The following is a 14,903-nucleotide window of genomic DNA, read 5'->3' on the forward strand; positions in this document are numbered from 1 at the left end:
GGTTTGGGGCGCGGACTACTCGTCTGACAAGCTCAGTTTTTCAGGCGAATGAGCACTGTAGACTATCCCTGTTAGTCCACACTCGGTTCAGTATGGAAAGGACGTCGCTCAACGGAAAAAAGGTACGCTGGGGATAACAACAGGCTTATCGCCCCTAAAAGTTCACATCGACGGTGCGGTTTGGCACCTCAATGTCGGCTCATCACATCCTGGGGTTGGAGCAGGTCCCAAGGGTTTGCCTGTTCGCCAATTAAAATTGAAAGTGGGCTGGTGGGTTTGGTTGATTTTATACTTTATACAAAGCCCTGACCTTGGGTTGACTACCTAAGGTCAGGGCTTATTGAGTTTAAAAGATTACCTTTGCCACATCCTTGTAAATCTTTGCATAATGGACCGTGACACCCTCTTTGATATGATCGGGAAGTTCGTCAAAATCCTTTTGATTTGCATGGGGAAGAATCAGTTCAAAAATTTTTACCCGTCTGGCAGCAATAATTTTTTCCCTGATGCCCCCAACCGGAAGCACTTGGCCCGTGAGAGTCAGCTCGCCTGTCATGGCAAGGGTTCGGTCGATCTTTTTCCCTGTTGCCATGGATAAAAGGGCCGTTGCCATGGTCACACCTGCACTGGGTCCGTCCTTGGGTGTTGCACCTTCCGGCACGTGGAGATGGATAAATGCGCTGTCAAAATACTCGGGGTCAACCTTGAATGCCTTTAGATTCGCTGAAATATAGCTGTAGGCTATCTCAGCGGATTCCTGCATGACATCTCCCAGCTGACCGGTGAGTTTAAAACCCTTGGTTTTTGAATGGACCCTGATCGCTTCAATGCTCAGGGTTGCACCCCCCATGGCGGTCCAGGCAAGCCCGGTTACGACCCCCTTTCCAGTGATGGACAGCTCCTTTTGAAATACAGGTTTTCCAAGGAGATCTTCAAGGTTTTTCAACGATATCTTCTGCTCAAGGGTCGGTTCTTTCAAGAGCTTGACAATGGATTTCCTGACGATTCTGGCAAGGTGTTTCTCAAGGTTCCTGACCCCTGCCTCCCTGGCATACCCTTCGGCAATCTCACGAATGGCTGCGTCGGATATTTTCAGCTGTTTTGATTTAAGCCCAGACCGTTTTAACAGCCGGGGCCAGAGGTGATGCTTGGCAATGTCCACCTTCTCCTTGCTGATATAGCCCGACAGTCGAATGGCATCCATCCGGTCAAGCAGGGGACCTGGAATGGTGTCTGGCTGATTGGCCGTGCATATGAACAGCACCTTGGAAAGATCCAGGGTGAGATCCAGATAGTGGTCAAGGAAATTCTCGTTCTGTTCCGGATCAAGCACCTCAAGAAGTGCAGATGCCGGATCACCCTGGTAGGACATGCCTATTTTGTCAACTTCATCGAGCATGATAACAGGGTTGGATGTTTTGGCATTTTTCAGGGCATGGACAAGCTTTCCGGGTAGTGCACCGATGTAGGTTCTCCTATGACCTTTAATCTCGGCCTCATCTTTCATACCACCGAGGCTGAATCTGAAAAATTTACGTCCAAGGGCATCGGCAATGGACTTTCCAATGGAAGTCTTGCCCACACCGGGCGGGCCCACCAGTAAAAGAATGGACCCGGAAACTTCCTTTTTATAGGCCCCGACTGCCAGAAATTCAATGATCCGGTCCTTGACATCATCCAGGGCGTCATGGTCCCGCTCCAGGATTTTTTTTGCAAGATCAAGATCAAGATTGTCCTTTGAGTAAACCCCCCAGGGAATGGAGGTGAGCCAGTCAAGGTAGTTCCTTGTGACGCCATATTCGGCTGATCCTGTTTCAAGAATCTTGATTTTGCCGATTTCATCGTCGATTTTTGCCTGGACATGTTCAGGTACGGTCATATCCTCAAGGCGTTTGGTGAATTTTTCTATTTCAGCGGTCTTATCATCCTTGGAGAGCCCCAGCTCTTTTTGAATGATTTTGAGTTGCTCTTTAAGAAAAAACTGCCTTTGGTTTTCACTGACCTTTCGGTTGACCTCCTGGCTGATCTCCTTTTGCATCTTAAGCATTTCAATCTCTTTTTTAAGAAGGAGAAGTACCTTGTCCATGCGTTTTGTGATCGGCAGTATTTCAAGTATCTGCTGGAGTTCTTTTCCCGTGGCCGAGGTGATGGTTGCGGCAAAATCAGAGAGCAATGAGGGCTCGTTGGGGGTGAATCTTGAAAGATAAAGCTTGAGCTCTTCGTTGTACAGTGGATTCAGGGGTAACAGATCCTTGATGGCCTTGATCACGGTAATCGAGTAGGCCTTCAGGCGTTCCTCATCCTCTTCAGGGCTCTTGGGATAATTGACAAGGGCCATGAACGGCGGTTCTTTACTGATCCATTGAATGATTTTGAACCGTTTTAATCCCTGGGCAACGAATTGAATTTTGTCTTCGACCTCCTGGACTTGATGGAGTTGAACAACGCACCCGATTTCCGGGAAAATATCCGCTGAAAGTTTTCCCTCTTCGAGTTTTTCAACATAGCAGAGTCCAAGGACCATGTGACCGGACATACCCACTCGTTTGATGGTTTCTTTCCAGCGTGCCATGTTGACCATGATGGGTTGAGCCTGGGCAGGGAAAAAGGGTCGTTCAAGCATGGGGAGTATGTAAAGCTTGTCCGGTAGTATATTCTGGGGTAGTGCCAGCGTTCCTGACGGATTTTTGGACTGGTTCTGATTTTCGTTCTCTTCGTTGACAACTTCAGGAATGATGGAGTCTTGATCACCCATGGTCACCTCCACTTGTAAGTAAATTTAACGGTCAAATTTTTTGACCATGATTTCAGACTGAACTTGAAGAAGATTAGTCATGCATAAATTATGTGTCAAGTTATTCTTGTGCGAGATCCTACTGCCGGGTCTATATTTGAGGTGACAGGCAAAGAAGCGGAGACGATCTCTCCGCTCCCCTGGGGTTGATAAAAAAGAAGAGTTGTCGTGGAAGATTTATTTCGGAACGATGTCTGACTCGAGTTTCTTTGAAATTTCAAGTGCCTTGTTCAGGGCCTCGTTGATTTTAAAGAATTGAATCTTGAGCGTTTTTAAAGATGCAGGGGTGGCGGTGATGGCTTCGGTTCCTTTAAATACTTTGGCAAGTTCCTGGGATCGTTCTGAGAACTGGACAAGCTTATTGGAAAAGGCGTCAATTTCAACGGCCCATTGTTTTCTTTCTTCACCTGAAAAATTGATCGGTGCATTTCCGGTTCCTTTGATCAGATCGTCAATTTGATAGTCTTCAGGATTTGCGATGATTTCGTACATGTTAGATTCCTCCCTAAAGGGTTTTTTACCAGGTGTATCTTACGTACTCCTCATATCTATATTTAAATTATATTTTCATGGACCATTGAAGTCAAGGCCGAATATGGGGTATGAAAATTCTCATTTTGTAATGATCATATCAATCGCGAAACCATTATTACCGATTGGATTTGATACCTGTGCACTGGATTAGCTCTTGACAGTGCATGGAAATAGATTTAATTAACCAACTTATAGATAGGCGGGAGCAAGCTGTTTGCTGAGAGGGGAATCATTCCCGACCGCATGACCTGATCCGGGTAATGCCGGCGTAGGAACCGAAGACATTAGTCAGCCATCACCGGTTCTTTATGTCACCAGAACCAGGGATGGTTTTTTTTATGTTTTTTTATCAAAGAGGGATTCATCTTATGATACCCATCGTTCGCACGTCCCCATACCGACCGATTCTTGCAGCTGTTTTTGCAGCTATTTCAGTGTTGATGATTATTTCCATAACCGGCTGTTCAAAGGATGATTCAAACGACAAGGCCGTCAAGGCCGATGGGATCCAGGAAATCACCCTCATGACCCATGACAGTTTCTCGGCAAGTACCGATGTTATCCAGGCCTTTGAACAGGCAAACCATGCTAAAATAATTTTTTTAAAATCAGGGGATGCGGGAGAGGCGCTTAACAAGGCGATTCTTTCAAAAAACAACCCCATTGCCGACATCTTTTACGGGGTGGACAATACCTTTTTGACCCGGGCCCTTTCAGAGAATATCTTTGTTGCCCATGACTCTCCCCTGCTTGACCGTTTGCCTGAATCGTTACGGCTTGATCCTGAGAACAGGCTCATCCCAGTGGATTTCGGGGACGTGTGCATCAACTTTGACATTGCCTGGTTTAAACAGAGAAACCTGGATCCCCCTGTCTGTCTGGAAGATCTTCTGGCGCCAAGGTTTAAAGATCTTGTTGTGGTGGAAAATCCAGCCACCTCATCCCCGGGGCTGGCCTTTTTACTGGCCACGGTGGCACGGTTCGGACAAACAGGCTACCTTGATTTCTGGAAGGGGATGAAGCAGAACCAAGTGATGATCACAAGCGGGTGGAAAGAGGCCTACTGGGGTCAGTTTACCGCTGCCTCCAAGGGAACAAGACCCGTTGTGGTCAGCTATGCCTCAAGCCCTGCTGCCGAGGTCTATTATGCAAAAAATCCCATGGACAAGGCGCCCACCGGGGTTATGGTCGACAATGGCGCAGCTTTTCGCCAGGTTGAATTTGCAGGGATATTAAAGGGAACAAAGAAGCTTGAACTTGCCGGAAAACTCATGGATTTTCTTGTGTCCAAAACCTTTCAGGAAGATATTCCCCTGCAGATGTTTGTCTTTCCTGCAAACAAGGAGGCCGTTTTGCCCGATGTGTTTAAAAAACATGCTGTTATCACTGATCAACCTGCAAGACTGGACTATGACATCATATCGAAAAACCGGGAATCCTGGATAATCAATTGGACAGAATTAATGCTTTAAACAAAATTAAGGCTTTAAGGGGTGAGTTGGAGTCCCTTATCCCATGGGGTGTGGCTCTTATTCCCCTAATCTTTCTGGGAGTATTTTATTTCTACCCCCTGGCCGGGATTTTTTTTAGAAGTTTTTTCCAGGAACAGGTATTTTCCCTGGCATCGTTTTTAGACCTTGCAGGATCCAGACGGATTACAGGGATTGTCTGGTTTACCCTGTGGCAGGCCGGGGTTTCGACCCTTTTGACCCTGGCCCTTGCCCTGCCGTGCGCCTATGTCATGGCAACCTACAGATTCAGGGGAAAAAAACTGATCATGACCCTTGCCACCATTCCCTTTGTGCTTCCTACCATTGTGGTTGCTGCGGCATTCCAGGCGTTGCTGGGAGCCAACGGCCTTGTTAAGGGCATCAACCTTGAACATACCATGGGCATGATTTTCCTGGCCCATGCCTTTTACAACTTCAGTGTTGTGCTGAGGATCACCACAAGCTTCTGGTCTTTTTTGCAGAGTCAGATGAGCGAGGCCGCTTCCATGCTAGGAGCAACGCCTGCCCGGACCTTTTTCAGCGTTACCCTGCCGCTGTTGCGGCCGGCCATTACAGCATCGGCCATCCTTGTTTTTATTTTCTGCTTTTCAAGTTTTGGCGTGATCCTCATCCTTGGCGGTGCCGGATTCTCAACGGTGGAGGTGGAGATCTACCGCCAGGCAGCCCACCTGTTTAACCTGCCCGGGGCAGCCGTTCTCTCGTTGTTTCAGATCTGCTGTACGTTTGCAATGATGTGGGTATACACTCTTTTACAACGAAAGGTGCCCACCTTTACGCCCCAGGCTGCAACACTGTCCCTGAAACCGGTCAAAACCATTAACGAAGGGTTCATGGTTGCAGGCTGCGTTGCGTTTATACTGCTCTTTTGTCTTGGGCCCATGGCCGCCCTGGTCGTTAAATCCCTTGTACTGGAAGGCCATTTTTCCCTGGCTTTTTACCGGGAACTTTTCCACAACACCTCGGGGTCCCTTTTTTATGTTTCGCCGGTGCGGGCCATTTCCAACTCCCTGATGTTCGGGGTTGCCACCCTTGCCCTTGCCGTGGTTGTAGGCGTGTGTGCGGCATTTGCCATCCTCCGGAACAGACACAGATTCGCCTCGATCCTTGATCCGATTTTCATGTTGCCCCTGTCAACCTCGGCCGTGACCCTGGGGTTCGGCATCATCATCACCCTTGACCGGCCCCCTTTGAATTTAAGAACTTCGGTGATGCTGGTGCCCATCGCCCATACCCTGGTGGCCTTTCCCTTTGTGGTTCGTTCGGTTCTTCCGGTCATTTCATCGATTCCCCAATCCCTGAGGGAGGCTGCAGCCCTTCTTGGAGCCGTCCCTTCCAGGGTCTGGTTCCATGTGGATTTGCCCATCATGGCAAGGGCCATAACTGCCGGGGCCGTGTTTGCGTTTACCATGAGCCTTGGTGAATTCGGGGCCACCCTTTTTATTGCACGTCCTGAAATGGCCACCATGCCCGTTGCCATCTATCGTTTTCTGGGGCAGCCAGGAATAATGAACTACGGCCAGGCCATGGCTGTCTCTTCCATGCTCATGGGGGTGACGGCAATGGGGTTTTTTTTCATTGAACGCTTCAGACCCTTTGGCCATGGTGGATTCTGATGGATGAGTTTGTTTTAAGCCATATATGCAAGAGCATGGGGGCCTACGGCGCCCTTACAGACATCACCCTGGCCGTCCATAGGGGGGAGCGGATCTGTCTGCTTGGCCCCTCGGGCTGTGGCAAGACCACACTCCTGCGGGTGGCAGCAGGCCTGGAGCAACCCGATGCGGGGGATGTGATTTTCCAGGGAGGGAGCATAATGAAGATCCCCCCCCACCGGCGTAACTTTGGCATGATGTTCCAGGATTTTGCCCTTTTTCCCCATCGAAATATTTTTGACAATATCGCCTTTGGCCTTGAGATGAAAAAAGAGAAAAAGGCCGTGATCAACCGTCGGGTGACCCAGATGCTGGAACTTGTAAATCTTGAAGATTACGGCCATCGCCGGGTGGATGAGCTTTCCGGCGGAGAGCGCCAGAGAGTGGCCCTTGCAAGGACACTTGCACCGTCCCCGGACCTTGTGATGCTCGATGAACCCCTTGGCTCCCTTGACCGGCTTCTCCGGGAACGGTTGCTGGCCGATTTGTGTCACATCCTTACCCAAACCCGGGTGACCACTATTTTTGTCACCCACGATCAGAACGAAGCCTTTGCCGCGGCAGACCGCATCTGCATTATGACCCAGGGGCAGGTCCAGCAGATCGACACCCCTGAACATTTATATAACCATCCCGAGAACCTGGCGGTGGCCGACTTCCTGGGTTTCCAGAACCTGATTGCCGGGGCTGTCGATTCCGACCATGGATGTTTTTTAACCCCCCAGGGACGGTTCGTGCCTGATGCATTTTTGCCCGAAGCAAACGCCTGTGATCTTCTCATCCTGCCCTGGGCCGCAAGTCCCATTCCTGAACACGAATGGTTTAAACGGACAGAGAACCGTTTGTCTGGAAGGGTCTTGGATCTGTTTTTCCAGGGAAGTATGACGCGACTTGTGGTTAAAACAGCAGACGATCAAGTGTTTGCCTTTGACATACCACCCAGGAAGAAACTTCCCAGGCAAGGGGAAGCAGTTTTCCTCAAGATTTGTTCGGACGGGTTACGATTCCTTGGCAAGGATGGACGCTTAAAGGGGAACAAGGGTTCTTAATCCGACCGTGCAATGGCTTCAACGTTAAGCCATGTTTTGGAAGATTCCATTCCGATTATGGGCCTAACTCGGAATATAATTTTTTGCAAGCTCCAAGTAATCATGGACTTGGTTGTCTTCCCAGGACTGGTCTTTTTTCAACTCTTCTGCCATGATTGCGGCCACCCGGGGCGCAATTTCCATACTGACCCGGGCATCAAGGAGCAGGGAACGGGTTCTTCTGGAAAGCACGTCTGCAAGGGTCAATGCATATTCATGGCGAACGGCCCAGACCACCTCAACCCCGGTGTAGGGCAGCTTTTTATGCAGGGGTTGGGCAAGATCGGGCAACGCCAGGGCAAGTTCTTTTATCTCATCAGCCTGGCTGCCGTAGACATGCATGTGGTCCCTGATGTCAGCTTCCCGGGTCCAGCCGTGGAGGTGAAGCGTCTGGGTTCCAGATGGCCGAAACATCAGGTTTGCAAGGCGGGCCGCATTATCTATTGTATCCTCGGCCATTTTTCGGTAGGTGGTCCATTTCCCACCGGCAATGCTCACAAGGCCCGTTGGGGAGATGGTCAGGTGATGGTCCCTTGACAGAAAAGAGGTGTTTCCCTGGGCATGCTCCCCTGAGATCAGCGGTCGAATTCCGGCAAACACACTCAACACATCCGTTTTCGTGGGAATCTTGGAAAGATAACGTGCCGCATGGGTCAAAAGGAAGGTGATCTCATCTGGAAAGGGAACCGGTTCCATGATCGGTTCCTTGATGGGGGTGTCGGTGGTTCCGACAATGACACGGTCATGCCAGGGCACAATAAAAATTACCCGGCCGTCGTCCGTGTGGGGCACCATGATGGCCGAATCCCCAGGGGCAAAGGATCGGTCAAGGATAAGGTGAATTCCCTGGCTGGGAGAGATCATGTTGATCGAGTCGTCATCGTCCATCCTGCGGATGGAGTCCACAAAGATGCCCGTGGCATTGATCACCACCTTTGATTTAAGGGCGTAGGTTTGTCCTGTGATCTGGTCCCGGGCCGTGACCCCCCTGATAAATCCATTGTTGTCCTTAATCAGGGATTCCACCTTCATGTGGTTGACGGGGAACTGGCCCAGATCCTCCATGGTTCGGGCAAGGGTGACTGCAAGCCTGGCATCGTCAAACTGGCCGTCATGATAGATTACACCACCCTTTAGACCGTCGGTTTTAAGGGTGGGGATCCGTTCCAGGGTCTCTATTTTTGATAAAATCCGGGAGGGTCCAAATCCCAGTTGGCCTGCCAGCGCATCGTAAAGTTTCAGGCCAATACCATAAAAGGGGCGTTCCCACCATCTGTAGTCTGGAACCACAAAGGCCTGGTTGTACACCAGGTGGGGAGCATTTTTGAGCAAAATACCCCTTTCCTTTAACGCCTCCATGACAAGGGCAATGTTTCCCTGCTGGAGATAGCGAACACCACCGTGGACCAGCTTGGTGCTCCGGCTTGAGGTTGCCTCTGCAAAGTCCGCCTGTTCAAGGACAAGGGTACTGTATCCCCTTGATGCGGCATCCACCCCTGAGCCAAGCCCTGTGGCTCCGCCGCCGATGATGATCATATCCCATCGCCTGGATGAATCATTTAATACGTTGATCATTTTTTTGCGCTTCATTTGGGGCTCCTTTTAATATGAAACTTGTATCATTTCGGCAACCAAAGGACGGTCTTAACCTCCGATCATGTATGCTTGTGTCTCTCTATTTGAGCTGTGCCAGTATGTCCCTGGCCATTTGACTCTCTTTAAAATTTTTGTCGATTTCAAGGGCACGTTCAAGGGAAGTTCTGGCGTTTGCATAGTCCCATTTTTTGTTGTAACCAAGACCCAGGTGGTAGTGAAACATGGGATTTTCCGGATCCTTTTCAATGGCTCCCTTAAATTCGGCAATGGCCATGTCATAGAGCTCTTTTTTAAAGTAAACCCACCCCAGGGTGTCCATGATGGCAGGGGTGTTTGCGCTTTCTTGCTTTGCCCTTTGGGCAAGGTCCAGGGCCATGTTAAGGTCTTTATCCTGCTGGGCATAGAGGTATGCAAGGTTGTTCAGGGCCGGGATAAAGTCCTTATCTATTTCAAGGGCTCGTTTATAGTGGGTTTCAGCAAGGTCAAACTCTCCTTTTTCATCGAAAAGGGTTGCAAGTAAATTTTCAGGCGCGGCAAGTTCAGGCCTTTTCTTGATCAGTGCCTTGTATTCGGTGATGGCTTCATCCGTCCGGGACTGGAATTTTAAAAGGCTTGTAAGGGATAGATAGGGCTGGATGAATTGCGGATCACTTGCGATGGCTTTTTTAAAAAAATCTTCAGCTTTGGTGAAATCTTTTGCTGTCAAATAGAGGTTGGCCTTTATGTTGAAGAGTATCGCCTCTGTTAGAGGGGTGATGTTTTCTGCCTTCAATCTTTTGTCGCATCGCTCCTGGGCCTGGTCGATTTTTTTCTGGGACACCAGAATGGCAATCACGTTTGAAAAAACATCCATCTGGTCTGGGGCTATGGCAAGGGCCTGTTCAAAGTAAGACAGGGAGGCTTCATTGTCCCTTTTTATCCCGAAAAGTCTTCCAAGACCCACCAGGGCTTCGGGTCTTTTGGGATCAAGGGTTAACATGGATTTAAAAATTGCCGCTGCCTTATCCGATTCTCCCTTGGCCATGTTAATGTTTCCAAGTAAGATGTTTGAGTTGTAGTGCCGGGGTAAAGCTTTGAGTACCTTTGAGATTTCCCTTTCTGCCTGGGCAAGGTCCCCTTTTTTAAAATGGATGGTTGCGTACAAATACCTGGCCTGGTGAAAGTCGGGTTTTTTTTCCAATGCCTCTGATAGTGAGGCCATGGCCTGGTCTACCTTACCTTTTTCAAGCAGGGCTGAACCCAGCAGAAAGTTAAACTTGGGAGAATCGGGTTCTTCCTGGACAAGGTCCCGGAATATGGAGATCGCCCCGTCATAATCTTTTTTCAAAGCCAGAAGTTTACCTTTCAACTCCCGGGCAGGCGAATAATTGGGCCTTTGTTCAAGGATCTCATCCACCAGAGTCTCTGCCTCTTTGTTTTTCCGGTGGAGTATGTAAAACTCTGCATAGGTATTTTTCACAGCCACGTTTTCCGGTTCAATTTCAAGGGCTTTTTGCATTTGAGCTTCGGCCTGGTCTTCTCTGCCTGTGGCGTTGTAAAGCCTGGCAAGAAGCATTCGGGCCTTTACATGGTTCGGATTGAGGTCAATGGCCTTTAAAAAGGTCTCTTCTGCCTGCTGAAACGATTGCCTGCCTGCATAAAAACCGGCCAGCATGATCAGGGGTTCAGGGGTGCCTGGCTTTTTATCGACAAGGGCTTTAAGGGTTTTTTCAGCAGCGTCAAGGTCCTTTTGAGAAAGATAAAAAAAGTATAATGTCGCGTAGATTTGGGTATTCTCAGGTTCAATTGATAAGGCTTTTTTGATGCTCTCCCCAGCCAGGTCAACTTTTTTATCAACCATGTACAGCCTGGAGAGACTGAGAAGGGCCTTTGTCTGGCTGGGATCGATTTCAAGAATCTTTTGGTAGCGTTCGATCAGGGTTTCAACGCTTTCTCGTTTCAGGGCAAGCAGTCCTGCTTCAAGGTATCGGGCCTCAATATTGTTCGGTTCTTTTTCAAGAACGGTATTGATTCTGCGTTCTGCTTCAGGCTGTTTTTTTCCTGCAAGGAAAAAGGCTGCCAGCCGGTTCAGCGTTTCAACATTGCCGGGTTCCATCTGTTCGAGTCTCAGGTATTCCTTGAATGCCTCCTGGCCGTCTCCAAGATTTAAATAGGTCATGGCCAGAAGTTTGTGGGCCTCAACGGATTCCGGGTTTGATTTGACCGCATTCATCAGCTGTATTTTTGCCTTGTCAAATGCCTTCTGGTCAAAATAGGTTTTACCCGACGACAGGTAATCCCCTGCTTTTTCTTTTTCAGACGTGCAGGCTGATAAAAGAAGAATGATCCAGAAAAAAATGGTGATCATGTTAAGGTGACGGCGAGCCATGATATATCCTCCAGGGTAATTTGTGACCGTATGGAATTATCGATTCTTGAACAACGAAATAGCATATAAAAAGGCTGTTGGCGATTCTTTTTTACGGGGATATGCCAGGAGTCAAATGTCAGAAAAGGGGTGTTGGGGATTGTAAATTGTCAATATTTTGTTTAATTTAAAATCAAACAATTGATCGGTCCAGCTAATAGGGAAATTGCCATGATTAACAACGATGATCAGGGTCGCTTGGATCACCTCCAGGATCTTATACGGTTTCTTGCAACGGTCCCCCTTTTTTCTTCAATTCCCCTGATTCACATCCAGGAGACAGCACAGCTGTTTCAAACCGTTGAATATAAAAAAGATGACGTCATCTGCCGCCAGGGAGAACCTGGTGATACCATGTATATCATAAGGTCAGGGGTGGTCTGCATCTATGGTGAAAACCCTGGGGGACCGATCTATCTTTCAGATTTGAGACGGGGAGATTTTTTTGGTGAGATGGCCCTTTTGTCTGACACGCCCAGGAGTGCAACGGCAAAGGTGGCCCTTGATGCAGTGCTCTTTTATCTGTTAAAAAAAGATTTCCAGGCACTGTTGGCCAGGAATAAAAGCATGGGGCTTTTTTTGAGTAGGTTTTATGCACGGCGGATGTCCCTTGCCCATGAGGGGCCAGGCAAATCACGGACACCGAAGTTTTATGCCGTCTCAGCAACCCATTCCGGTCTTGGGCTGTCACACTTTCTCTATTCAGTCTGTTTTCACGTTGCCACTGAATCGGTTAAAAGGGTACTGGTGGTGGAACCCCATCTTGAATTATCCCAGGCCATGAACCGCCTCGGGCTTTTCCATTGTCCCTGTCCTGACCCCGGGCTGTTTCGCCTTTTATCGCCTGGAATTTACAGGGAAAAAGATTTTCACTGGTTCAGGCATGGTGCTGGTTTTCTTGTGCTCCAGGTTAAACAGGGGTTTTCTGAACGTTTGTGCACAGCCCTTCCCCATCTCATGGAGGGATTCAGGGATCGGTTTGACCTGATTCTTTTCAGCCTCTCCCACCACCTGAATAAACTTGAACGGCTTTTAATTCGCCTGTGCGATAAAAATTATGTACTCATAAACAATACCCAGGAGGCCCTGGAAAGGGTACGGGACCGTCTTGCCCTTGTTGATCAGATTGCAGGACCCGGGCTTGACAGGGTAAGGGTCGGGGTCAGTCATCTTTCAGGTACCTGGGGGGTCCCCAGAAAACAGCTTAAACAGACCCTCAAACTTTCTGAAACCCCCAGGATATGGGTGGATCGTTCCCAGGCGGCCTTTGGAATGGAAATTGACATGGAAAAAAAAATGCCCATTCAAGGTGCCAGAGCCGTTGCAAGGGAGATTGCCGGTGTCCGTGTGGGTCTTGCCCTGGGGGCAGGGGCGGCAAGGGGGTGGGCACATCTTGGTGTTTTAAAGGTCCTGGAAGAGGAGAAAATTCCCATTGACATGATTGCAGGAACCAGCATGGGTGCCCTTGTGGGAGGTATCTATGCTGCCAGGGCGTCCCTGGATCATTTAAAAAAAGTCACCATTGACCGTTTTACCTCAAAAAAAGTTGCCCAGAGAAAAATTTTTGATTATACCCTTCCTTTCCAGGGGTTGCTGAGGGGACGTAAGGCCATGCAGCTTGTGGCAAACGCAGTTGACCATGCCGATTTCATGGACCTTTTAATTCCTGCCTATTTTGTCGGGGTCGATATTTTAAACGGCGAGGAGGTTCTTCTGGAGGAGGGAGACGTGGCTGGAGCCATACGGGCAAGCCTCTCCATTCCCGCCATCTTTGTTCCTTTTTTTCACCGGGGAAGATGGATGGTGGACGGCGGCCTTCTCAACCCCGTTCCCGTGGACATTCTCGAACAAAAAGGGGCGGATCATCTCATTGCCGTGTGTGTGGAAAGCCAGGGTCAGAGCAGTGCCACAAGCTGCAAAAAACCGAGTGTGCTCAAGGTCATTTCAAGGACCATCAGCATTGTCCATGGCCGAGCCATTAACAGTTTTTCCAAGGCGGCCGATGTTGTGATCTATCCAGACGTCCAGGGATTTGCCTGGGACGATTTCCATAGGGGCGAAACCCTTATGCAAAGGGGATGTGAGGCCTGTCACAGGGCAATGGATGAGATTAAAAGGTGTCTGGCCGATTCTGGAGGGGCTTAGCATGAATGAATGGACGATTGTTTTAATTGACGATGAACCCGATATCAGGGAGGTGGTATCCCTTGTATTAAAGGATGCCGGGTTTGCCGTGGAAACCGCCGACAATGGCCGGGCCGGAATCGAACTGTGTGAGTCCGTCTGCCCCCAGATTGTAATCACGGATATCCGAATGCCGGGATTGGACGGGATTGGTGTCCTCGAACACCTTAAAAAAAAATTTCCAGACATGGAGGTGATTGTGATCACGGCCTTTGGTGAGCTTGATCTGGCCATCCGTGCCCTTCAATTGGATGCCTCGGATTTTATCACCAAGCCGGTTTCAGACCAGGCCATTCACCTTGCCTTGAAACGGGCCATGGAGCGTTACCGGTCAAGGCAGCAGCTCAAGGACTACGCCCGATTCCTTGAGCAGGAGAACATCAATCAGGCAAAGCTCATGCACCGGGATAAACTCATCTCCCTTGGGCGGTTGAGTGCCAGTGTGGTCCATGAAATCAACAATCCCCTGGCCGGCATTCTGAACTATGCAAAACTCATGATAAAGATGCTCAAACAAGGCGAACTCGACGACCAGCGAAGAATACGGTTCGCGGCCCATCTTAATCTTGTGGCGTCGGAGGCGGAAAGGATTTCAACCATCGTTTCAAGTCTTCTGACCTTTTCAAGGAAAAACGAGTTCACCATTACCCCTGTCTCCATGGATGAACTTGTGGAACGATCCCTGGTGCTGGCCCGCCACAGGCTTGAACTGTCCGGGATTGAGCTGTGCGTTCACGTTGAAAAGGAAATTCCTTTGTTCAGGGGCGATTTTAACCTGCTTCAACAATGCCTGATCAACCTTATCTTTAACGGGATAGATGCCATGGAAGGGGGCGGGCGCCTTGGGGTGTCTGCCGCCTTTTGCCCGGAATCAAAAAAGGTGTCCCTCAAGGTTAGCGATTCCGGAACCGGTATCGATGCCGGCAATCTTGAGCATATCTATGAACCGTTCTTTACGACAAAGGATGAGGGCCATGGGGTGGGCCTTGGGCTTTCCATTGTATTTGGCATCATGGAACGGCACGGGGGGGGTGTGACGGTTGATTCAACCCCGGGCAGGGGAAGTACGTTTACCCTGGAAATTCCTGTTTAAGTTTTTGCCTTAATCTGATCCGGGTGCCCCCCCCCGTTTCTACC

9 protein-coding genes and 1 riboswitch are annotated in these 14,903 nt (G+C 49.3%); of the genes, 5 read left to right on the plus strand and 4 right to left on the minus strand.

What is annotated here, in order from left to right:
• Positions 1-346: 346 nt before the first annotated feature.
• Positions 347-2,755, minus strand: a complete 2,409-nt coding sequence (gene lon / locus HRM2_RS11200; protein WP_015904122.1) for an endopeptidase La — start codon at positions 2,753-2,755, stop codon at positions 347-349.
• Positions 2,756-2,971: 216 nt separating this feature from the next.
• A complete protein-coding gene (locus HRM2_RS11205) occupies positions 2,972-3,286 on the minus strand; it encodes a hypothetical protein (protein ID WP_015904123.1) in 315 nt (104 codons plus the stop codon).
• A 231-nt stretch (positions 3,287-3,517) separates the two neighbouring features.
• Positions 3,518-3,620, plus strand: a riboswitch (TPP riboswitch).
• A gap of 76 nt (positions 3,621-3,696) precedes the next feature.
• On the opposite strand from HRM2_RS11205, the gene HRM2_RS11210 reads away from it, so the two are divergent.
• The 3 genes from HRM2_RS11210 to HRM2_RS27075 are packed head-to-tail and all read left to right on the plus strand — an operon-like array spanning position 3,697 to position 7,540.
• Positions 3,697-4,800: a thiamine ABC transporter substrate-binding protein gene (locus tag HRM2_RS11210; RefSeq protein ID WP_232364254.1), complete on the plus strand. Its 1,104-nt coding sequence runs from the start codon at positions 3,697-3,699 to the stop codon at positions 4,798-4,800.
• Complete coding sequence (locus HRM2_RS11215) at positions 4,779-6,452, plus strand: ABC transporter permease (RefSeq protein ID WP_232364255.1); 1,674 nt, start codon at positions 4,779-4,781, stop codon at positions 6,450-6,452. Before HRM2_RS11210 ends, HRM2_RS11215 begins: the two co-directional genes overlap by 22 nt.
• Positions 6,452-7,540, plus strand: coding sequence for an ABC transporter ATP-binding protein (locus HRM2_RS27075; RefSeq protein WP_015904126.1), 1,089 nt, complete (start codon positions 6,452-6,454; stop codon positions 7,538-7,540). The genes HRM2_RS11215 and HRM2_RS27075 overlap by 1 nt, the downstream gene beginning before the upstream one ends.
• 63 nt (positions 7,541-7,603) lie before the next feature.
• On the opposite strand, the gene HRM2_RS11225 is transcribed toward HRM2_RS27075, so the two are convergent.
• On the minus strand, positions 7,604-9,169 hold the full coding sequence (locus HRM2_RS11225) for a glycerol-3-phosphate dehydrogenase/oxidase (RefSeq protein ID WP_015904127.1): 1,566 nt from the start codon (positions 9,167-9,169) through the stop codon (positions 7,604-7,606).
• 85 nt (positions 9,170-9,254) lie between these two features.
• The gene (locus HRM2_RS11230) at positions 9,255-11,543 is read right to left on the minus strand and encodes a tetratricopeptide repeat protein (RefSeq protein ID WP_015904128.1); all 2,289 of its coding nucleotides are present in this window, start codon (positions 11,541-11,543) and stop codon (positions 9,255-9,257) included.
• A 210-nt stretch (positions 11,544-11,753) separates the two neighbouring features.
• Between HRM2_RS11230 and HRM2_RS11235 the strand changes: the two genes are divergently transcribed.
• Both HRM2_RS11235 and HRM2_RS11240 read left to right on the plus strand, forming a co-directional pair.
• Positions 11,754-13,727, plus strand: coding sequence for a patatin-like phospholipase family protein (locus HRM2_RS11235; RefSeq protein ID WP_015904129.1), 1,974 nt, complete (start codon positions 11,754-11,756; stop codon positions 13,725-13,727).
• A gap of 1 nt (position 13,728) precedes the next feature.
• On the plus strand, positions 13,729-14,859 hold the full coding sequence (locus HRM2_RS11240; RefSeq protein WP_187149361.1) for a hybrid sensor histidine kinase/response regulator: 1,131 nt from the start codon (positions 13,729-13,731) through the stop codon (positions 14,857-14,859).
• Positions 14,860-14,903 lie beyond the last annotated feature (44 nt).

It is taken from the genome of Desulforapulum autotrophicum HRM2 (genome assembly GCF_000020365.1).
GTDB classification, from domain to species: Bacteria; Desulfobacterota; Desulfobacteria; order Desulfobacterales; family Desulfobacteraceae; genus Desulforapulum; species Desulforapulum autotrophicum.